The sequence below is a fragment of the Kiloniella sp. EL199 genome, from assembly GCF_900313065.1.
GTDB lineage: Bacteria > Pseudomonadota > Alphaproteobacteria > Kiloniellales > Kiloniellaceae > Kiloniella.
On sequence record NZ_OMPU01000013.1, the window covers coordinates 472964 to 496605 of the forward strand.

25 protein-coding genes are annotated in these 23642 nt (G+C 44.9%); 24 read left to right on the forward strand and 1 reads right to left on the reverse strand.

From position 1 onward, the window contains the following. The first annotated feature begins 44 nt into the window (after nt 1-44). The 8 genes from D9A03_RS17050 (at nt 45) to D9A03_RS17085 (ending at nt 7299) form a co-directional block, all read left to right on the forward strand. Nucleotides 45-569, forward strand: a complete 525-nt coding sequence (locus tag D9A03_RS17050; protein WP_120498400.1) for a GbsR/MarR family transcriptional regulator — start codon at nt 45-47, stop codon at nt 567-569. 134 nt (nt 570-703) lie between these two features. Further along, complete coding sequence (locus D9A03_RS17055; RefSeq protein WP_162938218.1) at nt 704-1375, forward strand: DUF4166 domain-containing protein; 672 nt, start codon at nt 704-706, stop codon at nt 1373-1375. Further along, nucleotides 1359-2846, forward strand: a complete 1488-nt coding sequence (locus D9A03_RS17060) for a TIGR01777 family oxidoreductase (protein ID WP_162938219.1) — start codon at nt 1359-1361, stop codon at nt 2844-2846. The genes D9A03_RS17055 and D9A03_RS17060 overlap by 17 nt, the downstream gene beginning before the upstream one ends. A gap of 161 nt (nt 2847-3007) precedes the next feature. Then, entirely contained in the window at nt 3008-4036 is a 1029-nt protein-coding gene (gene trpS / locus D9A03_RS17065; RefSeq protein ID WP_120498403.1) for a tryptophan--tRNA ligase, read from the forward strand. A gap of 343 nt (nt 4037-4379) precedes the next feature. Beyond that, on the forward strand, nt 4380-5297 hold the full coding sequence (locus tag D9A03_RS17070; RefSeq protein ID WP_120498404.1) for a sulfite exporter TauE/SafE family protein: 918 nt from the start codon (nt 4380-4382) through the stop codon (nt 5295-5297). Further along, nucleotides 5294-6091, forward strand: a complete 798-nt coding sequence (locus D9A03_RS17075; protein WP_120498405.1) for a TIGR02186 family protein — start codon at nt 5294-5296, stop codon at nt 6089-6091. The genes D9A03_RS17070 and D9A03_RS17075 overlap by 4 nt, the downstream gene beginning before the upstream one ends. Before the next feature lie 3 nt (nt 6092-6094). Then, the gene (locus tag D9A03_RS17080) at nt 6095-6631 is read left to right on the forward strand and encodes a universal stress protein (RefSeq protein WP_120498406.1); all 537 of its coding nucleotides are present in this window, start codon (nt 6095-6097) and stop codon (nt 6629-6631) included. Between the two features lie 104 nt (nt 6632-6735). Continuing rightward, nucleotides 6736-7299 (forward strand): NifU family protein, encoded by a 564-nt coding sequence (locus D9A03_RS17085; RefSeq protein ID WP_120498407.1) that lies wholly within the window; start codon nt 6736-6738, stop codon nt 7297-7299. Nucleotides 7300-7378: 79 nt separating this feature from the next. Here the strand turns inward: D9A03_RS17085 and D9A03_RS17090 are convergent, their stop codons facing one another. Then, nucleotides 7379-8461, reverse strand: a complete 1083-nt coding sequence (locus D9A03_RS17090; protein ID WP_120498408.1) for a polysaccharide deacetylase family protein — start codon at nt 8459-8461, stop codon at nt 7379-7381. Between the two features lie 194 nt (nt 8462-8655). Between D9A03_RS17090 and tsaB the strand changes: the two genes are divergently transcribed. The 16 genes from tsaB to nusA all read left to right on the forward strand — a co-directional run bounded on the left by tsaB (nt 8656) and on the right by nusA (nt 23619). Next, nucleotides 8656-9357, forward strand: coding sequence for a tRNA (adenosine(37)-N6)-threonylcarbamoyltransferase complex dimerization subunit type 1 TsaB (tsaB, locus tag D9A03_RS17095; RefSeq protein ID WP_120498409.1), 702 nt, complete (start codon nt 8656-8658; stop codon nt 9355-9357). A gap of 8 nt (nt 9358-9365) precedes the next feature. Next, a complete protein-coding gene (gene rimI / locus D9A03_RS17100; RefSeq protein ID WP_120498410.1) occupies nt 9366-9824 on the forward strand; it encodes a ribosomal protein S18-alanine N-acetyltransferase in 459 nt (152 codons plus the stop codon). Between the two features lie 166 nt (nt 9825-9990). Continuing rightward, entirely contained in the window at nt 9991-10404 is a 414-nt protein-coding gene (locus D9A03_RS17105; RefSeq protein ID WP_120498411.1) for a MucR family transcriptional regulator, read from the forward strand. A 127-nt stretch (nt 10405-10531) separates the two neighbouring features. Then, the gene (locus tag D9A03_RS17110; protein WP_120498412.1) at nt 10532-10954 is read left to right on the forward strand and encodes a Fur family transcriptional regulator; all 423 of its coding nucleotides are present in this window, start codon (nt 10532-10534) and stop codon (nt 10952-10954) included. Between the two features lie 70 nt (nt 10955-11024). After that, nucleotides 11025-11843 (forward strand): GNAT family N-acetyltransferase, encoded by an 819-nt coding sequence (locus tag D9A03_RS17115; RefSeq protein WP_120498413.1) that lies wholly within the window; start codon nt 11025-11027, stop codon nt 11841-11843. A 1-nt stretch (nt 11844) separates the two neighbouring features. Next, nucleotides 11845-12681: a 1-acyl-sn-glycerol-3-phosphate acyltransferase gene (locus D9A03_RS17120; RefSeq protein WP_120498414.1), complete on the forward strand. Its 837-nt coding sequence runs from the start codon at nt 11845-11847 to the stop codon at nt 12679-12681. Nucleotides 12682-12752: 71 nt separating this feature from the next. Beyond that, nucleotides 12753-14159 (forward strand): tRNA (N6-isopentenyl adenosine(37)-C2)-methylthiotransferase MiaB, encoded by a 1407-nt coding sequence (miaB, locus tag D9A03_RS17125; RefSeq protein WP_162938220.1) that lies wholly within the window; start codon nt 12753-12755, stop codon nt 14157-14159. Then, nucleotides 14156-15199, forward strand: a complete 1044-nt coding sequence (locus tag D9A03_RS17130; protein WP_216825518.1) for a PhoH family protein — start codon at nt 14156-14158, stop codon at nt 15197-15199. Before miaB ends, D9A03_RS17130 begins: the two co-directional genes overlap by 4 nt. Before the next feature lie 38 nt (nt 15200-15237). Beyond that, nucleotides 15238-15864 carry an rRNA maturation RNase YbeY gene (gene ybeY, locus D9A03_RS17135; protein ID WP_216825519.1) on the forward strand — a complete coding sequence of 209 codons (627 nt, stop codon included), beginning with the start codon at nt 15238-15240 and terminating at the stop codon, nt 15862-15864. Next, on the forward strand, nt 15857-16798 hold the full coding sequence (locus D9A03_RS17140; RefSeq protein WP_120498416.1) for a hemolysin family protein: 942 nt from the start codon (nt 15857-15859) through the stop codon (nt 16796-16798). The genes ybeY and D9A03_RS17140 overlap by 8 nt, the downstream gene beginning before the upstream one ends. Before the next feature lie 6 nt (nt 16799-16804). After that, nucleotides 16805-18403: an apolipoprotein N-acyltransferase gene (gene lnt / locus D9A03_RS17145; RefSeq protein WP_120498417.1), complete on the forward strand. Its 1599-nt coding sequence runs from the start codon at nt 16805-16807 to the stop codon at nt 18401-18403. 115 nt (nt 18404-18518) lie between these two features. Then, nucleotides 18519-19001: a helix-turn-helix domain-containing protein gene (locus D9A03_RS17150; protein WP_047764168.1), complete on the forward strand. Its 483-nt coding sequence runs from the start codon at nt 18519-18521 to the stop codon at nt 18999-19001. A gap of 222 nt (nt 19002-19223) precedes the next feature. Continuing rightward, a complete protein-coding gene (metK, locus tag D9A03_RS17155; RefSeq protein WP_120498418.1) occupies nt 19224-20396 on the forward strand; it encodes a methionine adenosyltransferase in 1173 nt (390 codons plus the stop codon). A 28-nt stretch (nt 20397-20424) separates the two neighbouring features. Beyond that, complete coding sequence (gene trmB, locus D9A03_RS17160) at nt 20425-21141, forward strand: tRNA (guanosine(46)-N7)-methyltransferase TrmB (protein ID WP_120498419.1); 717 nt, start codon at nt 20425-20427, stop codon at nt 21139-21141. A gap of 158 nt (nt 21142-21299) precedes the next feature. Then, on the forward strand, nt 21300-21944 hold the full coding sequence (rimP, locus tag D9A03_RS17165; protein ID WP_371682968.1) for a ribosome maturation factor RimP: 645 nt from the start codon (nt 21300-21302) through the stop codon (nt 21942-21944). 124 nt (nt 21945-22068) lie between these two features. Further along, a complete protein-coding gene (gene nusA / locus D9A03_RS17170) occupies nt 22069-23619 on the forward strand; it encodes a transcription termination factor NusA (RefSeq protein ID WP_120498420.1) in 1551 nt (516 codons plus the stop codon). Nucleotides 23620-23642: the final 23 nt, after the last annotated feature.

The following is a 23642-nucleotide window of genomic DNA, read 5'->3' on the forward strand; positions in this document are numbered from 1 at the left end:
ATATTCTTTTATTTCTGTAATGACAGAAATTACGGAAATTGCCTATGAAACTTACACCTGCAATGGAACGCTATGTCCTTCACTGGGGGGAAATGGGATCTCGCTGGGGGGTTAATCGTTCAGTTTCTCAGATACATGCTTTGTTGTATCTTGCTGCAAGACCTATGCATGCAGAAGAAATTGTCGAGACTTTAAACATAGCGCGTTCTAATGTTAGTACAAGCTTGAAGGAATTGCAGGGGTGGGAGCTTATCAGTCTCATTCACGTGTTAGGCGACCGTAGAGATCATTTTGAAGCGACACATGATCTCTGGGAGATGCTCTTGACAATAGCAAATGCCAGAAAGCAAAGAGAAATAGCACCAACTCTCACAACATTGCGTCAATGTGTTCTTGACGGATCTGAAGAAAATGAAATTCCTGCCGAAAGTCTGAAAAGGATGCAGGATATGCTGGACTTTATCACGAACCTCGCCAATTGGTATGAGCAAATTAGCCGTTTACCCAAAGGTACTTTGATTAAGATAATGAAGCTGGGTGCGAAGGTTGCAAAATTTGTAGGGAAATAGGTATAGGGCAGATATTCATCTGCCCTATCTTTTTAATTAGTAATTTCTGTTTCAACAGAAATTACAGAAAGCGAGGAAGAATGAAGTGTGGATATCAAAAAAACCAATACATTTCTTCTTATGATTCTCAAAAAGTGTCTGTAATTGGGACGGATAAGCAGGTTGAGTTCAATGATCCTGATCCTCTTCATATCCGGTTTTTACTTGGGGATAAGGCTTGGTTGAGATTAAAGCCAGCAATCCGGAAACGATTTGGTTGTGATGCTCAATTTGGGAATACACATCTATACCGCGGTAAAATGCATCGGGTTGAGGCTACATTTATTGGCTTGTTTATGGCGCATGCAGCCAGATTGATTGGAAGCCCGATGGCTTGGTCTCGAGGGCAAGATGTTCCTTGTGATGTGATTACATTTGATGATCCAGAGCGTGAAGGAGGTGTTGTTTGGGAGCGGCACTATTATTTTGCTTCACAAAGAAAACAAATTGCACGCACGACAAAGGTCGTAAGCGAAAAAGAAGATTTACTGGAATGTTTCGGTAAACACTTTGGTATGAAGCTGAAGCTTATGGAAGCAGAAGGTGCGCTTCATTTTATATCTACAAAATTTTATCTGCAGTTGTTTGGAAAGCGGATAAGCCTTCCAAAATTCATGAGTCCAGGAACTCTTCATGTTACCCACCGTGACGTCGGGGGTGATCGGTTTCGATTCATTTTGGAGGTTGATCATCCTTTCTTGGGCCAACTTGCTTTTCAGGACGGTTATTTTAAAGAAGAGGAGATGCAGAATGCTACTCGTGCTTAGTTTACTTGTTCTTCAGGGTATTATGGGGGCCTTTGATAATCTTTGGCATCATGAAATAACCGAGGCCCTTCCTTCCAAACCTAGTGCACGTAAGGAATTAATGCTCCACAGCGCGCGCGAATTTATTTATGCAGCTTTATTTCTGATGTTGGGGTGGGCGACATGGCATGGAATTTTCGGCATTATCGTCATCATTCTATTAGTGGTTGAGGTTGGTATTACTCTTTGGGATTTTATTGAGGAGGATATGACGAGAAAGTTACCCCCTCTGGAACGTGTGTTACACACTGTACTTGCGATGAATTACGGGGCTGTTTTGATTTTGCTTTTACCAATCCTTTGGGGATGGAGTTTGGAAGCGAGTTCCATTAAAGCTGCTGATTATGGGGTTCTTTCCTGGGTTATGACGCTTTATGCTATTGGCGTATTTCTCTGGGGAGTGCGGGATTTTTATGCCGTGATTAAGCTCGGCCCCTTGCAAACTCCCGAACATATACGAAATCCGATTACTACAGGTTACGTTGAAAACCCTAAAACAGTATTGATAACAGGGGCGACAGGATTTGTTGGTAAATCTGTTGTGCGCGAGCAACTTTTACAAGGGAAAATTGTTCTTGTATTAACGAGAAACAGAGCTAAGGCAGAAAATGCTTTTGGGGTTAATGTCACTATTTTTGATCAGTTAGACGATATCTCAGCCAGCACAAAGGTTGATCAGATCATCAACCTTGCCGGTGAAGCGGTTATTGGCCTTCCATGGACTAGGTCTCGCCGTGAAAGAATTCGTAACAGTCGAGTTAAAATCACAAATGCTTTGGTTACTCTTATTGCGAGATTAAAGACTAAACCTGAAGTTTTGATCAGTGCTTCTGCCGTTGGGTATTATGGAGATGGGGGTGAAAAATTACTCAATGAGACAAGTAAAGGGCAGAAGATTTTTATATCTGAGTTTTGCCAGGAATGGGAAGCAGCGGCACTTGAGGCAGAGAAATACGGCGTAAGAGTATCAAGGTTAAGGTTTGGTATTATACTGGGGCACAACGGAGGAGCTTTACCAAATTTGGCAAGGCCGATGCGCCTCGGCCTTGGAGTTATTATGGGACAAGGTCAACAATGGATGCCCTGGATTCATTTAAAAGATGTTCTCGGATTAATCAACTTTGGATTGAGAAACTCAACAATAAGTGGTGTGATTAATGCTACAGCGCCAAATACTGTTCGTCACAAAGACTTTATGAAAGAGCTTGGTCGCACTTTGAAGAGAAAAGTTATTTTTTCTATTCCAAGCTTTTTGTTGAAAAGAATGCTTGGGGATATGTCTGCAATCTTTCTACAAGGTCAAAATTTAACACCTTCAAAAGCGATTGAAATGGGTTATGAGTTCTTTTATCCAGAGCTGTCCAGCGCTTTGGCTAATTTGTATGAAGAGCAGGAAAACAGCGAGTTGAAAGTTTCTCTAAAAAATAGATAGCCTGTTATTTTTAGAGAACCAGGGGCAAGAATTTTTAAGGTTTGTTCCGCTAATTCCTTGTCTTGCCTCTTGGTTCAAGCTCTTGACCCCAGGGTTTTGAACGGCGATAAAGCCTTTTCTTGAATCTTTATATCAACCGCTATTGGAATGGATCTTTTCCCATGAAGCGTATCTTCTCGGGCGTACAGCCTACAGGGAACCTACATCTTGGCAACTATCTTGGCGCTATTCGCAATTTTGTGCGCCTGCAGGATGACTATGAGTGCATTTTCTGTGTCGTTGATATGCATGCCATTACTGTCTGGCAAGACCCCAAGCAGTTGATTGATAATACACGTGAAGTTGCTGCCTCATATCTGGCAGCCGGTGTTGACCCAGAGAAGCATATTATCTTTAATCAGTCCCAAGTATCGGCCCATGCTGAACTTGGCTGGATCTTTAACTGTGTGTCTCGTATCGGTTGGTTGAACCGGATGACGCAGTTTAAGGACAAAGCAGGGAAAAACCGGGAAAAAGCATCCACAGGGCTTTATGTATACCCAAACCTGATGGCTGCAGATATTCTTGCCTATAAAGCAACCCATGTGCCGGTTGGTGAAGATCAAAAACAGCACCTTGAGTTAACGCGGGATATTGCCATTAAGTTCAACAATGACTTTGACGTTGATCTCTTCCCTGTGCCGGAGCCACTGATTTTTGGTGCTGCGACACGCATTATGTCTTTGCGGGACGGTAGCAAGAAGATGAGCAAGTCTGATCCATCCGATTACAGTCGTATTACGATGATGGATGATGCCGATACCGTTGCCATAAAAATAAGAAAGGCAACCAGTGACCCACATTTGATTCCTGGCGCCGAAGTTCTGGATGAAAATGGTAAGTTGTTCGACGATGCACGCAGAGAACGCCCTGAGGCCTTTAATCTATTGTCTATCTATGCGGCTTTGAACGATCAGGAGCTTGCTGATGTTTTAGGTGAGTTCGAAGGTAAAGGTTTTGCCGACTTTAAAAAATCCCTGACAGATGTTGCTGTTACCAGGCTGGGACCGATGGGGTCGGAAATGAAACGTTTGATGGATGATAAATCATATGTTGATTCCGTGCTCAAACAGGGGGCTGATCGGGCTGCTAAACTGGCAGAGCCTGTGATGAAGGAAGTTTTTGATGCGGTTGGTTTTTTGCGTCCATGAGCAGGTAAAACGCTGAATTATATGGCACCAGTATAAAAAATCGCTGGCACCAAATTTATGGCTAAAAGAGCATCTGGATGATATCGGATGCTCTTTTCCTGTTGGGAAGCTTTTGAAAAGAAAAGCAATGTTACGTTTTTGGAATTGGTCAAATTAAAAAAATATTAAGCAAAAAGTTGAAAAATAAGGAAAACATTCAATGGCCCCTCTTTTCCTTTTTCGAGAAGCAGGATAGATTTTTAGGGGGTACTCCCTTGAAAGCCTGTGAATAAAAACTGTCTGCTTGAAACGGCAGAACAGGGTAGAGCAAAATGAAAACCTATGGAAAGGGCGACTGACGGCAATGCAAATCTATCTGCCGATCGCCGAGATATCTGTCGACATACTCCTTTTATTGGCAATGGGGGGGGGTGTTGGGTTGCTTTCGGGGATATTTGGTGTTGGGGGCGGCTTCTTAATGACGCCAATTCTAATATTTGTCGGTGTTCCCCCTGCTGTCGCCGTTGCAACACAAGCAAACAATGTAATCGCATCGTCGGTTTCCGGTGTTTTTGCCCATTGGAAACGGGGGAATGTTGATTTTTTGATGGGGTGGATCCTTCTGGTGGGGGGCTTTATTGGATCCACACTTGGCGTCGGCCTCTTTACCTTTTTGAAGAGTTTGGGTCAGATTGATCTGGTTATTAATCTATCCTATGTGATTTTTCTCGGAACTATCGGGTTGCTGATGATGCTAGAGGGCATCAAAGCAGTGTTTCGACGTCGAAAAGCGGGTGGTGCTTCCCGTGGTAAGTTACACGAACACAACTGGTTCCACGGTTTGCCGCTTAAAATGCGCTTCCGCAAATCCCGTCTTTATATTTCAGCTCTTCTTCCCTTGGGAATTGGTTTTTTTGTAGGCGTTCTCTCTGCGATTATGGGTGTTGGCGGCGGGTTTATTCTTGTACCGGCAATGATTTACATGTTGGGTATGCCCACAGCGATGGTCATCGGAACATCACTTTTCCAAATCATTTTTGTTGCCGCGAACGTTACTTTTTTACAGGCAGCCCAAAACCAGACTGTTGATGTCGTTCTCGCGCTTTTGCTTTTGGTTGGTTCTGTACTGGGGGCACAGGTTGGTACGCGGATTGGTGCCAAGATGCAGGGAGACTGGTTACGTCTGTTACTTGGTATTTTGGTCGTTATGGTTTGTGGCAAGCTCTTCCTTGATCTTTTGATTGAGCCTGCGGATCTCTATACACTGGAGATGACGCAATGATATTTTTGATGGTTTCTTTGGTTCATCGACTTTTTTTTGCGAGTGGGATTGATGTTCTGAAAGTACTTGTTGCAGTTGGCTTTTCATCTTTTTTTGTACTATCGGCAAAAGAAACTAAAGCTATTGAAGCTGATCTTTCCAGCCATCTTGTCGCCATTACAGCGGGATTTTCTGGGGACCGCATCCTTTTGTTTGGCAGTATAAATTCCCCGGGCGAGGTTATTGTGGTTGTCAGGGGGCCGGATACGGATTTTAAGGTCCAGCGAAAAGGACAGGTTGCCGGGATCTGGATGAATACGGCTTCCATGAATTTTGAAAGTGTCCCGAGTTTTTATTCCATCGCCTCGACGGGGCCGATTGAAGAAATATCGTCTTCGGCAACACGCGCGCTTAATGCTATTGGTTTTGATAATATCGGTCTCGAACTTCCGGTGACAAAAGCTGCAGGCAAACTGGCTGATTCATGGAAAGAAGCTTTGCTTCGGAATTTGCTCCGCAGCGGGAATTATCAGTTAGAAAATGCGGAAATTGTTTTCTTGGGTGAACATCTTTTCCGAACAGAATTCGAATTACCTGCGAATGTCCCCACGGGAACGTACTCTGTAAGTGTCTATCATTTGCGTGATGGTCAGATCATTGATGCGCGGACAACTCCCCTGACGGTATCAAAAATTGGTGTTGAAGCTGAAATTTATGACTATGCACATCTTCATAGTGCGATGTATGGTGTTATTGCTATTGTGGTTGCTTTGGTATCCGGCTGGATCGGTCATTTAGTTTTCCGTAAGGGATAAGGTATGGGTGAAACAGAATCGACAAAACTGAAAATTGATCAGGAAACTGATGGTAAAAAATGCCGTAATCATGGATCTACAGATCGAATCTTTCTTGTCGTCGTCGATGATAGTGATGAAATGTTGCAAGCAATGCGTTTTGCTTGTCGACGAGCTTTGCATACAGGTGGGAGGGTTGCGCTTTTGTATGTTATTGAGCCTGCCGAATTTAATCACTGGGCAGCAGTCGGTGACTTGATGCAGGAAGAAGCTCGCGAAGAAGCCGAAGCGCGGTTGAATAAACTGGGTGAAGAAGTGCTTGAATACTCGGGGCAAATTCCTGTTCTCTATATGCGCGAAGGTGATCGTCGAGATGAATTAGTCAAGCTTGTTAACGAAGATGATCAGGTTTCTATTCTGGTTCTGGGCGCGAGTTCTGGATCTGGGGGGCCGGGGCCGCTTTTGACTGCGTTGATGGGGAAACATATTGGTAAATTGCGTGTGCCGATTACGGTTGTACCCGATAATCTGGAGCCTGCTGAAATTGACGAGATTAGCTAAAGAAATATTCTATATGAATATTCATATAGAATAGGGGCTTGAATAGCGCCTATAAGATTACATATAAGAACAATAATCATAGACCGATTTTTAACGAGCAAGATATGTTTATCCAAACAGAACAGACGCCAAACCCAGCTACTCTAAAGTTTTTACCCGGATGTCCGGTGCTTGAAGGTGGTACGGCTTTCTTTGAAGCAAAAGAAGCGGCTTCAAACTCTCCTCTTGCTCTTAGATTGTTTGAAATTGAAGGCGTGACCGGTGTGTTTTTTGGTGGTGATTTTATCACCATTACCAAATCAGAAGATAAAGAATGGTATATTCTAAAGCCATCCATTCTTGGTACGATTATGGAGCACTTTACAGCAGGACGTCCTGTTATCACTGATGCTTCCGAAGCAATGTCTTCCCACGCTGAAGCAAGTGATGAAGGCGATGACGAGATTGTGTCCCAAATTAAAGAGCTATTGGATACACGTGTTCGCCCGGCTGTGGCACAGGACGGTGGTGATATCGTCTTTCACGGATTTGAAAACGGTATTGTCTATCTGCATATGCAAGGGGCATGCGCAGGCTGCCCAAGTTCTACTGCGACCTTGAAAATGGGCATTGAGAACATGCTGCGCCATTATATTCCTGAAGTTTCTGAAGTCCGCGCCAGTGCCTAGGTGCTGAGATCATCTGATAATAAACAAAAAACCGAAGCTGATTGTTCATTTCCGGTTTTTATGGGATTGGAAAAGGTGTTCAGGGGATATAGAATTGCTGCCCAAACCAACGCCAGCGCCCCTTTGGGCCAAGCATTGTGCAATTAATACGAGCTCTTCCTTGCTTGAATGGTTCAATCAATCTGACCTCGATACGTCCACCACCAAGCTCTTGTAATGTAAGCTCGCCTTGTGAACTGTAGCAGTTTAGCCCGCGATAAGACCCATCTTCGCGGGGTTTTATTTCTGACCCTATTGTGAAGCCGAAAAGTGGCGGATTTGTACTATCATTAAGGGTTAAATTTTCGGGTAAAACGGCTGAAACTGGTAACGGTAAGCTGTTAATTGCCAGTTTGAAACGTTCCATCGTTCCAAATCGATCATTGAATGGATAGCGAGGCAAGGACATTAAGTCAGCTTTACGGGCAATGGCGCCGGAGTGTTGTCCAAAAGCAGCTTTGAAGCCATTCGCTTTCAAGACGTTTTGTAAGCTATTGCTGATTTCGCCGTAAGGGTAAGCAAAGAGATAGGGTTGTTTGCCTAAAGCACGCCTGAAGGTTTGGTTGGACTTTTCGATTACTTGTTTTTGTTCTTCAATAGGTAAATGAGCAATGTGTCGGAGTTCGTTGGCGTGATTGCCAATCGTTACAAGCGGGTCCGAGGCCAGTTCTCTGATCTGGGACCAGGTCATGTAGCCTGGGCGATTTTGATCGACAGTTGACGTTGTTATGAAAAGCGTAATTGCCAGACCTGCTTTTTTAAATTCTGGCCACGCATTTTCGTAAAAAGAAACATAGGCATCGTCAATTGTGATTGCAATTGCCCGATCTGGCAGCGGTTGATCTTGTGTGAGAGCTTCGACGATATCAGAAAGAGGTAAAACACTGTAGCGTTTGTTTTGAAGCTCTTGAATGTGGTTCGTTAATGTTGATATGGATGTGCTGGTTGTTGGATATCTATTTTCGCCGAAACGTTGATACATAACAACGACAGCACCATTCTTAATGTCACTCTCAGCGGGAGTTTCAATGTCTTGCGTAGAGGCTGTTCTCTGGAACCCACTTATACCGATGGCGACGGCAAGGATAAGATAGAATAGTTGAAAGTGTTTCGATTTGAACATAATGCGCTGTTTCTGTTTTTTTGGCTGTCGGTGTTGCTTTAATACGGGTCTCTGGTTAGCGCAATATCATTAAGGTATTATTGATGATTGTCTTTAATTGTAACAAAGCAAGATCATGGATATAAGCCATTATATTGTTTTGCCTAAGCTATGGGGAAAATTCATTTAAGTGTCAGAGGGATGATTTCGCGATAATGCGTGCTGATAGTTCATTATTACTTGGTTTGGATACAGCGGGATCTTCTTGCTCTGTTGCTATAATGGACAAAGGTCAGGTGCTTGCCTCCAGATTGGAAACCATGCGACGTGGGCAGTCCGAGCGTCTTTTACCTATTGTGCAAGACCTGCTGGAGGAAACCGGTAGAGATCTGATGGACATGGACGGGTTTGCTGTTACAACAGGTCCCGGTGGTTTTACAGGGGTTCGCATTGGGTTAGCAGCAGCTCAAGGTTTTGCTCTTGCGTGTAACAAGCCTCTTGTTGGGGTAAGTAATTTTGAAGTGTTGGCGCGTGGTGTGCCTGCTGATGAGAAGATAGCTGATACGCAGATCGTTGTTGTGATTGACGCCAAGCGAGCAGATTTATTCGTTCAAAGCTTTGATTCAAGCCTTGTGCCTTTGACAGAGCCTTTTGCTGTACTCCCAGAGAATCTGAACGGGAAACTGCCTGATGGTAACTTACTCTTGGTTGGGGATGGCGTTGATCAGGTCGCTGAAGATCTGAAGGCAGCGGGCCGTTCCGTCCGTTCTTCAAAGGCTTCGGACAATGATGATGCTGGAAATCTTTTACTGTGTGCTTTGGAGCAAGAGCTTTTTGATCGAGAAGCTCAGTCTGTTGAGCCTTTGTATTTACGGGCCCCGGATGTTTCTTTACCAAAAGATAAAACAACATTTTAGATGATTTAATGAATGGTTCTGAGGAAATAATTCCGTGTGCTCTTGAACATGCGGACCTGTTAGCAGAAATGCATTTGAGATCATTTCCTGATGCTGCATGGAAAGCAAAAGATATTTCAGCAATACTTATTCAAAAAACGAATAATGGCCTTGTCTATTGTCAGGATGCCAATCCTGTCGGTTTTATTCTTTGGCAAGAAGTAGTCGGCGAAGCTGAAATATTGACACTTTGTATAGATCCTGACTTTCGGGGATTGGGATTTTCGAAAAAAATTATGCGCAGGATGGTTGAGCAACTTTATCAAGCATCTGTGAATAAGGTGTTTTTGGAAGTGTCCGAGGAAAACACTATTGCGCTTTCCCTTTATCAGACGTTGGGATTTGTTGAAATTACGCGAAGATCCAAATACTACCACAAATTTGATGGAACAACTGTTGATGCAGTTGTCATGTCTGTAGATATTTAAAGTACTCCAGAAATTCTTAGCATAGAGAGGATAATCATAAATATTTTATGTAAATTAACTTGAAAGTTTTAGGAAATAACTTTAATTCACTTCCTGGTATGTTATGAGTTAAGTAATATTTTGATGATTATAAGATAATTTTGTATCGAGAAAGAATAGTCATAATATGTCTGAAGATAATTCCTCATTAGAATTAGTAGAACTTACAACTAGTCTTGTTTCTGCCCATGTTTCCAATAACTCTGTGGCAATGGCAGATTTACCTCAATTAATTCGCGAAGTGTATGGAACTCTCTCTACTTTGGGGCAGGAAGAGAAAAAAGAACCAGAGCGTCCGACACCTGCTGTATCAATTAAAAAATCTATTACACCTGAATTTATTATTTGCCTTGAAGATGGCAAAAAGCTCAAAATGCTTAAGCGCCATTTGAAAACAGCTTACAATATGACTCCGGAAGAATACCGCGAGCGCTGGGGTTTGTCGCAAGACTATCCAATGGTTGCCCCTAATTATGCGAAACAACGTAGTTCTTTGGCAAAACAGATTGGTTTGGGCACAAAGGCCAATAGAACAAAGTAATCAAGTTTCTTTGATCTGGGATGTTTTAAAAAATGCGTTATCGGTCTTTTCTCGATAGCGCATTTTGTGTAAATTAGAATTATTCAAAAGAGTGACTTTATTCATTAACGACGATCTCAGGGTTATCATGGCATCAAAACTGGAAGTTCTTTGTGCTGAAAAAGGTCTGAAAATGACCGAACAGCGAAGAGTTATCGCAAGGGTTCTTTCTGATTCAACGGATCACCCTGATGTGGAGCAAGTTTATCATCGTGCTTCCAAACTGGACTCGAAGATTTCTATTGCAACGGTCTATCGAACCGTAAAGCTTTTTGAAGAGGCAAACATACTGGAACGCCATGATTTTGGCGATGGGCGCGCTCGTTATGAAGAGGTAACTGAGCGAGTTCATGATCATCTGATTGATGTGAACTCCGGTGAGGTCCTTGAATTTTCTGATGATGAGATTCATGAACTCTTGGGTAAAATGGCGCAAAAGCTTGGTTACCGCCTGGTTGATCATCGACTTGAACTTTATGCTGTTCGTGAAGGCTGTAGTGCAATAAAATAGACACAATTTTCTGGCACAGTCCTCGCCATGTTTAAATTCGCCATGTCTATTTCTAGGGAACACGCTGAGCATGAATGAGGGTACTTCACGACCCGTCGATGTAACTGCGGGACAACTTACAATCCGTTTGGCCGAGAGCGAGCGGGAAGTTTTGGCCGCGCAGAATCTGCGATATGATATTTTTTATCGCGAGAATTCCGCTCAACCGACACCAGAGATGGAATCCCAGAGTCGGGACTTTGATAGCTTTGATCCCTTCTGCGATCATTTGCTTGTTTTCGACAATGAGAAAGGCACAGGGCCTGAGGCTGTTGTTGGCACCTATCGCGTGATGCGCCGTGAAGGTGCAAAAAAACGCGGTCAGTTCTATTCTGTCGATGAATTCAATCTGGAAAAACTTTTGAATTTTGATGGTGAAATTCTGGAGCTGGGGCGGTCCTGTATTGATCAGGAATATCGACGTGGTTCAACGATGCAGCTTCTGTGGCGCGGTATTGCCCAGTATGTATTCACCTATGATATTCGTTACATGTTTGGTTGCGCAAGTTTGCATGGAACTGATCCAGAGCAGATGAAGCTGCCTTTATCTTATCTATATCACAATCACCTTGCTGAAACCGACATTCGCCCCAAAGCTTTGCCAGAGAGATTTAGTTCCATGAATCTCATGTCAGCGGATCAGATTGACCCCAAGGCAGCCATTAAAGAATTGCCGCCTTTGATTAAGGGGTATCTGAGGCTTGGCGGCGTTATTGGGGATGGCGCTGTTATTGATGAACAGTTTGGCACCACGGATGTTTGTGTGATTGTTGAAACAAGCCGAGTGACTGACAAATACTATAAACATTATCGCCGTGAAACGGACAATGCAGCACAACAGGTAGCGTGATATGTCGGACATCGCTGTAGCTTCTGGTTTGGGATCTGATTTAAGAGCCTCTTGCCGTTTGGTTGTGTATGTCCTTTTCACCTTGGCCTTGATGCCGTTGCAGCTTTTACTCCTGCTTCTAAGATTGCCTGGTCGTTATAAATTACCCCTGTGGTATCACAATGCGACCTGCTTCTTGAATGGTATCAAGATTGTCACTCGTGGACAGCAAAGTACACGGCAGCCAACACTCTATGTATCCAATCATGTGTCCTATCTGGATATTTCTGTTCTGGGGAGCCTGATTGACGGGCATTTTGTTGCAAAATCCGAAGTCGGTAATTGGCCGTTTTTTGGATGGCTTGCCAAGTTATCCGGTACAGTCTTTATTCAGCGTCGTCGACACAAGTCTAGCGAAAGCCGTGATCACATGGCAAAGCGGCTTGGGAATGGACGTGATCTGATTTTATTCCCCGAGGGAACATCTAGCGACGGTACCCGAGTATTGCCTTTTAAATCCGCGCTCTTTTCAGTTGCACAGACCTCAGAAAACGATAGTCCCTTGCTGGTTCAGCCAATCTCTATTACATACACCCGATTGGATGGTATGCCGATGGGTCGTTTGTGGCGTCCCTTTTATGCTTGGTATGGTGATATGGAATTACCGGGGCATTTATGGCATGCGCTGGCAATGGGTGTTTTGACTGTAGAGGTTGAATTCCTGGAGCCAGTAGAAGCGAGTTCCTTCGCTAATCGGAAAGACATGGCCAGTCATTGCCATAAGGCGGTGTCTTGCGGTGTTTCCGATGCCCTGGGCGGGCGGCGATTAGAAATAGCTTCAAATCCCAACACATGGTAATTTAACAAGGTATCATAACGGTTTATTATAAATATGACCGAAAAAGATGCTAGGCTGAATTGGTAATTACGTTGGCGAAAAAGCTCTATATTAAGACCTATGGCTGTCAAATGAACGTCTATGATACGGTTCGTATGACAGATGTTTTGGCTCCACTGGGTTACAAGACTGTAGACAACCCCGAAACGGCTGACATGGTCATTCTCAATACCTGTCATATTCGAGAGAAGGCTTCTGAGAAGGTCTTTTCTGAACTTGGGCAGTTACGACGACTCAAGGAAAAGCGCGAATCCGGTGGTGACCGCATGCTGATTGGGGTTGCGGGCTGTGTGGCGCAGGCCGAAGGTGAAGAGATTTTACGCCGTGCGAAACAAGTCGATATGGTGTTTGGCCCACAAACCTATCATCGCCTGCCTGAAATGGTTACAAAGGCGCTTGGTAATACGACTGGTCGGGGCATTTCCGACACGGATTTCCCGGTAGAATCCAAATTCGACTTTCTACCTGAAGAAAGTCAGACACATGGTCCATCAGCTTTTCTGTCTGTGCAGGAAGGCTGTGACAAGTTTTGTACTTTCTGCGTTGTTCCCTATACCCGTGGTGCTGAATTTTCGCGCCCGGTAACCGCGATTGTTGATGAAGCCAAGCGTCTGGTTGCCAATGGAACGCGTGAAATTACATTGCTTGGGCAAAATGTGAACGGTTTCCACGGTGAAGCTGCTGATGGTAAAACATGGCGTTTAGGACGGTTGCTTAGAGAGCTTGCAGAAGTGGATGGTATTGAACGCCTTCGTTATGTGACTTCGCATCCTAATGATATGGATGATGAGCTGATTGAAACTCATCGCGACCTTTCAGAATTAATGCCCTATTTGCATTTGCCGATTCAAAGCGGTTCTGACCGCATACTGGAAATGATGAATCGCAAACACACTGGTGATGAATATCGCCGGGTAATTGATAAGCTTCGTGATGTGTGTCCTGAATTGGCGCTGTCGTCTGACTTTATCGTGGGTTTTCCGGGCGAAAGTGATCAGGATTTTGCCGATACACTGCGTTTGGTTACTGATATTAATTATGCTCAGGCCTATTCTTTCAAATATAGCCCGCGTCCGGGAACACCGGCTGCTGGCATTGATGCGCAGGTTCCTGAAGACGTGAAGGCGAAACGTTTGGCGATGTTACAGGAATTGCTAAATGCTCAACAAATGGCGTTTAACCAAAGCATGATCGGGAAGACACTTTCCGTATTGGTTGAGCGTAAAGGTCGCGAAATTGGTCAACTGGGCGGGCGTAGCCCATACATGCAGTCTGTCTTTGTGCAGGCGCCAGAGCGCCTTATGGGGCAAATTGTTGATGTCAAAATCGAAACTGCTAAACCAAATTCTTTAACGGGTTCAGTAGTAACAGGTGACTTTGGTGTTTTTGACGCGCATAATATAGAACATGCAAAAGCCGAAATGGAGGGACGCATTTGACAGCCAGAGCTCGTAACGGACACGCCGCCCGTGGTACACGGCAGAATAAATTAATTGAGTTTGATGATAATAGTCTTCTTCCCATGCTATATGGGGAACATGATCAACATCTTGTTCGATTGGAACAGCACCTTGATGTAGATCTCGCTTCGCGTGGAAATCAAGTATCAATAAGCGGTAGTAAAGATTCAGTTGCGACAGCAAAGGTTGTTTTAAAAGCATTGTACGAACGATTGCAAAAGGGCCTGGATGTTGGCGACGGCGAAGTTGATGCTGTTGTTCGTATGGCACAGGTTACACCAGATGTTGATGAAACCGAAAAGGCCGTAGAATCAACTCATGGAGATGAGTTGGCAATCGTTACCCGAAAAAGGCGTCTGAACCCCCGGTCTCCTGGACAAGCTGCCTATATCAAGGCAATGCAACGTCACGAGCTGGTGTTTGGTGTTGGGCCAGCAGGAACAGGCAAGACCTATATGGCGGTTGCTTATGGGGTTTCCCTTTTGCTTAATGGGGATGTTGAGCGCATTATTCTTTCGCGTCCGGCTGTTGAAGCAGGCGAACGTCTAGGCTTTTTGCCTGGTGACATGAAAGATAAGGTCGATCCTTATCTGCGTCCGCTTTATGATGCCCTTCATGACATGCTTCCTTCGGATCAGGTTATGAGCCGATTGGAGAATGGCGAGATCGAGATTGCGCCGCTAGCTTTTATGCGTGGGCGAACCTTGTCGAATGCCTTTGTTATTCTTGATGAGGCCCAGAATACCACTCCTGTGCAGATGAAAATGTTTCTGACCCGATTAGGAGAGCGATCACGTATGGTGGTAACCGGTGATATGTCGCAGGTGGATTTGCCAAAAGGTCAACTATCCGGACTGCGAGATGCGTCGCATACCCTTGCCAAGTTGGACGAGGTTGGTTTCGTTCAGTTTGCTCATGCTGATATTGTTCGCCATGAACTGGTTACAAAAATTGTACGTGCCTATGACAATCGTCAAAACAAAGGTGAGGCAGAAGAAAGAGATTTCTTTGATGGCTGATAAGCCAAAGAATTACCTGATTCCAAAGGTTCAGAGAAGTGTCTGATCTTATAATGACCGAAGCTATGGAGCGGTCTTTGAGCAATGGAAGCGCTTCTTTTATGTCTTCAGGTTTCGAGGTTGCAGTCGAGCTTAGGGAACCTCAGTGGTTTGATAAGCTTCCCCATTATCAGGCACTTATCCATCGGGCTGTGATTGCCTCTTATGTTTTTGCCGGATTTTCTGAAGAATCATCTTCATCTGAGGCAACTTTAATTTCTGAGGCGGAATTATCTGTTGTTCTTGCAAATAATGATTCGGTTCAGGCTTTAAACAAAGAATATCGAGGTAAAGACAAGCCAACAAATGTGTTGTCTTTCTCTACGTTGGATGATCCGGAAGAGGCCGATCTTGCATCTCAACGCGGTGTTCTACCCCTTGGAGATATAGTTTTATCTCTGGAAACCTTGATTTTAGAAGCAAATGAGCAATCTAAAAGGCTGGAAGATCATTTTACACATCTTTTGGTGCATGGTGTTTTGCACTTACTGGGGTATGATCATATTGAAGATGATGATGCACTTGAGATGGAAGGGCTTGAGGTAGATATTTTGAATAGGCTTGGTGTTGAGAACCCTTATGAGCTTGGTGACGAGCGACTTGTTGAGGGTGCGATAGATGAGTGAAATATCGGGTAATAGTAAATCGCTGCGCGACCAGGATGCAGAGGCATCATCGCGCGGCGGACTATGGAACTGGTTAACGCGCACCTTTGGTTTCAAAAATGGCGATTCCAGTCTTCGAGAGACTGTTGAGGAAATCATAGATGAAATTGAAGGTAGTGAAGATGAAGTAGAATCATCGACACCGTTAGGTGAAGATGAGCGTTTCATGCTCGGAAATATTCTCAAGCTTCGACATCTGACCTGCTCTGATGTCATGGTGCCTCGGGCTGATATTATCGCTGTGGATCTCGACACATCCATCGGCGACCTCATTGATATGATGAGCCGTGCAGGTCATTCAAGATTGCCGGTATTCCGCGAAACGTTGGATGACGTTATTGGTATGGTCCATATCAAGGACGTTTTGGAATATTCAAAAGGCGCTCGTAATCCTAATCTTGCAAGTATCGTACGCCGCGTTTTGATCATTGCGCCTTCCATGAGGGCTATTGATTTGCTTCTGGAGATGCGTATGTCGCGTGTCCATATGGCACTGATTGTTGATGAATTCGGTGGTATTGATGGCCTTGTGACCATCGAAGATCTTGTTGAAGAGATCGTCGGAGAGATAGAGGATGAACATGATACTGATGAAGGGCCGAGGTTATATCCACGTCCTGATGGTTCGTTTATTGCTGACGCGCGCTGCCCAATTGGTGAGTTGGAAGAGAAAATAGGACCGATTCTGACAGATGAAGAGCGGGACGAGGATATAGATACACTTGGCGGCGTTGTCTTTTGGCTCGCTGATCGTGTACCGGCAAGAGGCGAATTGATTGAGCACGAAGAAACCGGAGTCATGTTTGAGGTATTGGATGCAGACCCGCGTAGAATCAAGCGCTTGAAAGTATGGAAGAACACGCTAACAGATAGCGGAAAATTAAAAGAAGGCTAGGCCGGTATGGTAATGGGGCGGGGACTGGCAGGTATCTATAGCCTGAGCGATAAGCTGCAATCAATTACAGGGTGGAAGCGTTACGCGATTGCCGTTGGTCTGGGCGGGTTATCAGCGACAGCTTTTGCACCTTTATTTCTTGTACCTTTTTTGATTCCGGCTTTTGTCGGCTTGCTTTGGTTATGGAAAGGCGCTGAAACCCCGAAAAAGGCTGCCTTTATCGGATGGGCCTTTGGAACGGGGTATTTTGCTGTTGGTCTCTATTGGGTCGGGGCCGCTTTCTTGGTAAACACTGCCCGCCATGCTTGGTTAATGCCTTTTGCGATTTTGGCATTGGCCGCAGGAATGGGGCTTTTCCATCTTCTCGTTGGCTATGCAATGGGACGATTAAAAATCCGTGGAGTCGAGCGGGTTTTGGCCTTTACGGCAATCTGGCTCTTTATTGAATGGCTAAGGTCCTGGATCTTTACAGGTTTCCCATGGAATTTCATTGGTTCTGTTTGGACCTTCTCAGATCAAATGCTTCAGTTTGCTAGCTTGGCCGGTGTATGGGGCTTAAGTGTTATTTCTCTTCTTGTTGCCAGTGCATTTTCGGTACTGTTCGAGGATAAAGATCTTCCGTTTTCAGAGATGAAGCGTCGCGTTGCTTTTGTACTTTTTGTGCTGTGTATGCCTTTACTGGTTTGGGGGTATGGAGCTTTTCGTTTGAGTACGGCATCAACAGGTGATGAAGCCTTTGTCGATAATGTAAAAATGCGTCTTGTCCAGCCAAATATCCGTCAGGCAGATAAGTGGAAGCCTGAATTGCGTGGTGAACATATTGTTACACAAATGCAATTAAGCGCGAGTGAGGGTTTTAAGGATATTACCCATGTGATTTGGGCAGAAACGGCAGTGCCGTTTTTGTTGTCTGGTGATAAAGAACTGCGGTCTGTCGTCTCAAGGGTTGTACCACCCTCTGGTTATTTGATTACAGGAGCGCCAAGAGTCGAAGAACGATCTGTTGATGGCGATATTGAACGGAGTTTTCGCAACTCAATGCACGTTCTCGATCGCCGCGGTGAGATTGTTGATACCTATGACAAATTCCATCTCGTCCCCTTTGGTGAATATGTGCCTTTGAAAGATTGGTTGCCGTTTCTTAAAAAAATGACAGCCGGAAGTTCTGATTTTACACCAGGTGAAGGTCTTAGAACGATGAGTGTTCCTGGTCTTCCTGCCATGAGTATGCTGATTTGCTATGAGATTATTTTTCCCGGCGCGGTCGCGAATTCTTCTGAAAGGCCAGACTGGATACTCAATGCAACCAACGATGGCTGGTTTGGCATTACCAGTGGGCCTTATCAGCACTTTGGTATGGCGCAACTCAGGGCTGTTGAAGAGGGATTGCCTGTTATTCGTGTTGCGAATACGGGGATATCGGCCTCTATTGATGCTTATGGGCGCGTGGTCAAGAGTATTGGTTTGGGGGAAAAGGGTATTGTTGACACTGGATTACCCCAAAAAATCTCTGGTCAGACAGTGTTCTCTATCATCGGCAATTTCTTGGTTCTGATACTAATCACACTCTTGCTACTACCACTGGTAATCAGAGGCAAAAGGTAATGTGAAACCTAAAAAATACACTCTTTTACAAAAAATAAGTTGACTACATACGATGGTATGCATAAATATACTCGTATAGATGGTTGCTTGTGTGCAGTTTAGAAAGAGTGGAATTATGGGTCGAGTACAAGAAAACGAACCAGTTCGTGGTAAAGGCAAACCAAATCCAGTTGATGTTCATGTCGGTAGTAGAGTTCGGTTGCGCCGGACGCTTCTTGGCATGAGTCAGGAGAAGCTTGGCGAAGCTATCGGTTTGACTTTCCAGCAAGTTCAAAAGTACGAGCGTGGAGCAAATCGTGTCGGCGCCAGTCGTTTATATGACTTGGCTCGTGTTCTCGAAGTGCCAGTTGGTTATTTCTTCGCAGACATGCCTGATGAAGTTGCTTCGCAGTCACCTGTTCGCTTGCGTGAAATGAGCGAAGAAAAGGTAGAAGCTTTTGTTCATGAGGCTGATCCGATGGCCAAGCGCGAAACGCTTGAGTTAGTCAGAGCTTATTATAAGATCGTTGATCCGCATGTGCGCAAACGTCTTTTTGAAATGACAAAAGCTTTGGGTACAGCGGCAGAAACAGCTTCTGAAGAAGCGGCAAACTCTTAAGTTCTATTAAGATATTGCAGAAAATATCTGCTTAATAGTTGATTCTAGCATGAATCTATAATTAAGCATTGCATTATAGAGCGCGATCAGGCATTCCTGATCGCGTTTTGCATTATATGCATTTTGCGTTATATAGTGCATTTGGTCGGGCATGGGTCGCATTATTGTTATTTTCCGGTGCAACGATCAATTTTTTTTACAATCATATAGAAAGGGGTTGTCGTGCGACTTGGCAGCTATCTTTTCACAAGCGAGTCCGTGTCCGAAGGACACCCTGACAAAGTTTGTGATCGCGTATCAGATTCTATCGTAGATCTATACCTCTCTCACGACCCGCAATCTCGAATTGCGGTTGAGACACTTGCAACAACAAACCGGATCGTTTTGGCCGGTGAAGTTCGTGGTCCTGCTTCTGTGACACCTGATGTTATTGAAGAAGTGGCTCGTCAGGCTGTTCGTGACATTGGCTATGAACAAGACGGTTTTCACTGGAAAAACATGGATGTACAGAATTTCATCCATGAGCAATCTGTGGATATCGCCCAGGGCGTTGATGCCGCTGGTAATAAAGACGAAGGCGCTGGTGATCAGGGTATTATGTTCGGTTATGCCTGTAAGGAAACCGATGGTTATATGCCTGCGCCAATTTTTTATTCGCACAATATTCTGCGCTCCCTGGCTGACGTCCGTCATTCTGGTGAAGAGCCAGGCTTGGGGCCTGATGCAAAAAGTCAGGTGACACTGGAATATGTTGATGGCAAACCTGTTCGAGCGACATCAGTCGTTGTGTCTACTCAGCACGCTGAAGGTATGGACAATGATCAGATTCGTGAAGTCGTTCGTCGTCACGTTGAAAAAGAATTGCCGCAAGGTTGGATGTGTTCTGACGATGAATTCTATGTGAATCCGACAGGCCGTTTTGTCATTGGTGGTCCTGATGGTGATGCAGGTCTGACGGGGCGTAAGATCATCGTTGATACATACGGTGGTGCTGCCCCGCATGGTGGCGGTGCTTTCTCTGGTAAAGATCCGACCAAGGTTGATCGTTCGGCTGCTTATGCTGCGCGTTATCTGGCAAAGAACGTTGTTGGCGCTGGCCTCGCCGAGCGTTGCACAATTCAGGTTTCTTATGCGATTGGTGTGTCCAAACCGCTTTCACTTTATGTGAATACGCATGGCACAGGCCAGGTTGATGAACAGAAACTTCCGGCTATCCTGATGGATATCATGGATCTTTCTCCACGCGGTATTCGCGAGCACTTGGCTTTGAACAAGCCTGTCTATGCGCGTACAGCAGCTTATGGCCACTTTGGCCGTCGTCCGGAAGATGACGGAGGCTTCTCATGGGAGCGTCTTGATCTTGTGGATAGCCTAAAGTCAGCTTTTAACCTTTAAGAGCTGAAGAAGACGTAGAGTAAAGAAGATGAGCGATCCTGTTAAGCGTAGTACTTTTTATGGCCGACGACAGGGTCGCCCTCTGCGGAAAAAAGCGACGGAGCTTGTCGAGACGGTTCTGCCAAAAATCCAGATAACGTTGGGAGATCCCGAAAATATCATCCCTTATAATCTAGATGATATGTTTGGGCGATCAGGTCATGAAACATGGCTTGAGATCGGTTTTGGCGGTGGTGAGCATTTGGCTTGGCAGGCTGAACATAATCCCGATGTTAATTTGATCGGGGCTGAATACTTTATTAACGGGGTCGCCAGTTTACTTGGCCATCTTGATGATAATGGTGCCGAGAACGTTCGTATCTATCGGGGTGATGTGCGCGATATGATGTCGTTCTTGCCGAAAAACTCGCTGAGTAAAGTGTTTATTCTTTTCCCTGATCCCTGGCACAAAGCCCGCCATAACAAGCGGCGTATTGTCCAAATCGAAACGCTGGATCTGCTTGCTGCCTTGCTTGTAGATGGTGGTGAGCTTCGGATGGCGACAGATGATATGGGGTATTTGCAGTGGATGCTCGAGAGGACTGTTCCTCATCCGTTGTTTAGCTGGCAAGCTGAATCAAAAGACGACTGGAACCAGCGTACAGATGATTGGCCCAAAACCCGGTATGAAGAAAAGGCTTTGAAAAAAGGCCTCAAGCCAGGGTATTTGCGTTTCAAAAGATTGCCACGGGCACAAGTTCTTTAGGTTCTCGTTTATCCCAAAAGTATGGTAAATGGCACTTTTTCTGCTGTTTCAGAAAAGCGCTTGCACTGTAATGGGGCTGAGGTTACAGTGCGCGCGGGACACACTTTGTTGTAGCCCGCTACATCGAAGTTTTGAAAGCGGGCCTTAAGGCCCATTTTTTGTATCTAAATTCAGCGCCTATTGTTGTTTTTGTTCCTTTTGTCAAAGGCATGGCACAAAGACATAGAACAGACGCTTATGCAAACGGAGATGAGTTATTGTTAGACGCTAAAGGAGGTACGATACCTCTTCTTGCCAAAACGAGTGACGGTAAAGCTGCACAGATAGAGCAGATTATAGCCCCGACTCTGGCGTCTATGGGCTTTGATATCGTTCGTGTTATGATTACAGGTGGTGATGAGCGAAAAACGCTTCAGGTGATGGCTGAACACAGTGATCTTACAGAGATCATGACTGTTGATAACTGTTCAGATATCAGTCGCGCGATTGAGGCCCTTTTAGATGTGGAAGACCCCATTTCCGGAACTTTTCGTCTGGAGGTAAGCTCACCTGGTATAGATCGTCCATTAACACGTTTATCGGATTTTCAGCGTTTTGTCGGCTTTGATGCCAGGATCGAAATGTTGATAAACGTTGATGGACGCAAACGTTTTAAAGGGTGTCTTCTCGGTGTTGAAGGTGAAGCTATTCATCTTGATCTGGAAGAAGAAGAGGCCGAGGTATATCTGGCTTTTCAGGATATGTCGCGCGCAAAGCTTATTTTGACCGATGAACTGATTGCTGCAGCACAAGCTGATGGATAATACGCGCTTGTGAATAATGCGTTGTAGCGAGGTATCGATACGCCGCGCTATAGGATAAACAAGAGAAATGATGGTGCGAAAATCAAATTCGGACTGTCATGATAGATTGAGGATTTGAGGGCAAATGGAAACGACTGCTCTTTATAGAACTGAACTTCTGCAGGTTGCTGAAGCTGTAGCTCGTGAAAAAAGTATTGAGCGTGATGAAGTGCTTGATGCAATGGAGCAGGCTATTTCCAAAGCTGGACGCGCCAAATATGGTCATGAACGCGATATTCGTGCTGAAATTGACCGTAAAACCGGTGAAGTTAGATTGCGTCGTTATACAGAGGTTGTTGAGGAAGTTGAAAACGAACTGACACAAACAACCCTCAAAGATGCAAGAGTGCGTCAGCCTGATATTGAAGTTGGTGAATTTTTCTTTGATGAATTGCCCCCAATTGATCTCGGTCGTATTGCTGCCCAGACTGCAAAACAGGTAATTGTTCAAAAGGTTCGCGATGCAGAGCGCGCCAGACAGTTCCGTGAATACAAGGATCGTGTCGGCGAAGTTATCAATGGTGTTGTTAAGCGGAACGAGTTTGGCAATGTTACTGTTGATCTGGGTAAAGCCGAAGCCATTATGCGTCGTGATGAAACACTGCCGCGTGAAAACTTCCGTAACGGTGATCGTGTGCGTGCATACATTTATGATGTACGTGAAGAGCCTCGTGGACCGCAGATTTTTGTTTCTCGTTCGCACCCGCAGTTTATGGCGAAACTCTTCTCACAGGAAGTGCCTGAAATTTATGATGGTGTAATTGAAATTAAGGCGGTTGCCCGTGACCCGGGAAGCCGCGCCAAGATTTCTGTTCTTTCTCAGGATACATCAATCGATCCTGTCGGTGCTTGTGTCGGTTTGCGTGGTAGCCGTGTTCAGGCAATCGTGACAGAGCTTCAGGGTGAGAAGATTGACATTATTCCATGGTCACCAGACGTTGCGACATTTGTTGTAAACGCTTTGGCTCCAGCCGAAGTTTCCAAAGTTGTTCTGGACGAAGATTCAAAGCGTATTGAAGTTGTTGTTCCTGATGATCAGCTTTCTCTTGCGATTGGACGCCGTGGACAGAATGTTCGTCTGGCCTCTATCCTGACGGGTTGGGATATCGATATCATGACAGACGAAGAAGAATCTCGTCGTCGTCAGGAAGAAATCAAACAGCGTTCGCAGAACTTTATGGATGCACTTGATGTGGACGATGTGATTTCCCATCTTCTTGTGGCAGAAGGTTTTGAAAGCGTTGAACAGGTAGGTTACGTTCCTGTTGACGAACTTGCCGCCATTGAGGGTTTTGACGAAGATATTGCTGAAGAACTTCGTAATCGTGCCCGTACCTATCTTGAAGCCCACGAAAAAGAATTGGAAGAGTCTCGCCAGAATCTGGGTGTTCAGGATGATTTGATGTCTGTGGACGGTTTGTCTTCTGAACAGGTTGTTCACTTGGGTGAGCAGGGTATTAAAACTCTGGATGATCTCGCTGATCTGGCTGGTGATGAACTTGTTGAAATGCTGGGTGAAGAACTTGCTCTTTCAGAAGATAAGGCAAACGAAATCATCATGGCTGCACGTGCACACTGGTTTGCAGATGAAGATGCGGCTGCTTCTGAATCTGGTGAATCTGAGGCAAGTGAATAAATAAAACCAGAGGATTAGATACT

Excerpts from the sequence above, each read along its gene's own strand:
- tsaB (WP_120498409.1), top strand. The coding sequence starts at position 8,656 with ATGCGTGCTGATAGTTCATTATTACTTGGTTTGGATACAGCGGGATCT.
- rimI (WP_120498410.1), top strand. The coding sequence starts at position 9,366 with ATGAATGGTTCTGAGGAAATAATTCCGTGTGCTCTTGAACATGCGGAC.
- nusA (WP_120498420.1), top strand. The coding sequence starts at position 22,069 with ATGGAAACGACTGCTCTTTATAGAACTGAACTTCTGCAGGTTGCTGAA.
- D9A03_RS17085 (WP_120498407.1), top strand. The coding sequence starts at position 6,736 with ATGTTTATCCAAACAGAACAGACGCCAAACCCAGCTACTCTAAAGTTT.
- D9A03_RS17150 (WP_047764168.1), top strand. The coding sequence starts at position 18,519 with ATGGGTCGAGTACAAGAAAACGAACCAGTTCGTGGTAAAGGCAAACCA.
- D9A03_RS17110 (WP_120498412.1), top strand. The coding sequence starts at position 10,532 with ATGGCATCAAAACTGGAAGTTCTTTGTGCTGAAAAAGGTCTGAAAATG.
- D9A03_RS17090 (WP_120498408.1), bottom strand. The coding sequence starts at position 8,461 with ATGTTCAAATCGAAACACTTTCAACTATTCTATCTTATCCTTGCCGTC.
- lnt (WP_120498417.1), top strand. The coding sequence starts at position 16,805 with ATGGTAATGGGGCGGGGACTGGCAGGTATCTATAGCCTGAGCGATAAG.
- D9A03_RS17080 (WP_120498406.1), top strand. The coding sequence starts at position 6,095 with ATGGGTGAAACAGAATCGACAAAACTGAAAATTGATCAGGAAACTGAT.
- trpS (WP_120498403.1), top strand. The coding sequence starts at position 3,008 with ATGAAGCGTATCTTCTCGGGCGTACAGCCTACAGGGAACCTACATCTT.
- trmB (WP_120498419.1), top strand. The coding sequence starts at position 20,425 with ATGAGCGATCCTGTTAAGCGTAGTACTTTTTATGGCCGACGACAGGGT.
- D9A03_RS17050 (WP_120498400.1), top strand. The coding sequence starts at position 45 with ATGAAACTTACACCTGCAATGGAACGCTATGTCCTTCACTGGGGGGAA.
- D9A03_RS17140 (WP_120498416.1), top strand. The coding sequence starts at position 15,857 with ATGAGTGAAATATCGGGTAATAGTAAATCGCTGCGCGACCAGGATGCA.
- D9A03_RS17060 (WP_162938219.1), top strand. The coding sequence starts at position 1,359 with ATGCTACTCGTGCTTAGTTTACTTGTTCTTCAGGGTATTATGGGGGCC.
- D9A03_RS17115 (WP_120498413.1), top strand. The coding sequence starts at position 11,025 with ATGAATGAGGGTACTTCACGACCCGTCGATGTAACTGCGGGACAACTT.
- D9A03_RS17070 (WP_120498404.1), top strand. The coding sequence starts at position 4,380 with ATGCAAATCTATCTGCCGATCGCCGAGATATCTGTCGACATACTCCTT.
- D9A03_RS17075 (WP_120498405.1), top strand. The coding sequence starts at position 5,294 with ATGATATTTTTGATGGTTTCTTTGGTTCATCGACTTTTTTTTGCGAGT.
- D9A03_RS17105 (WP_120498411.1), top strand. The coding sequence starts at position 9,991 with ATGTCTGAAGATAATTCCTCATTAGAATTAGTAGAACTTACAACTAGT.
- D9A03_RS17120 (WP_120498414.1), top strand. The coding sequence starts at position 11,845 with ATGTCGGACATCGCTGTAGCTTCTGGTTTGGGATCTGATTTAAGAGCC.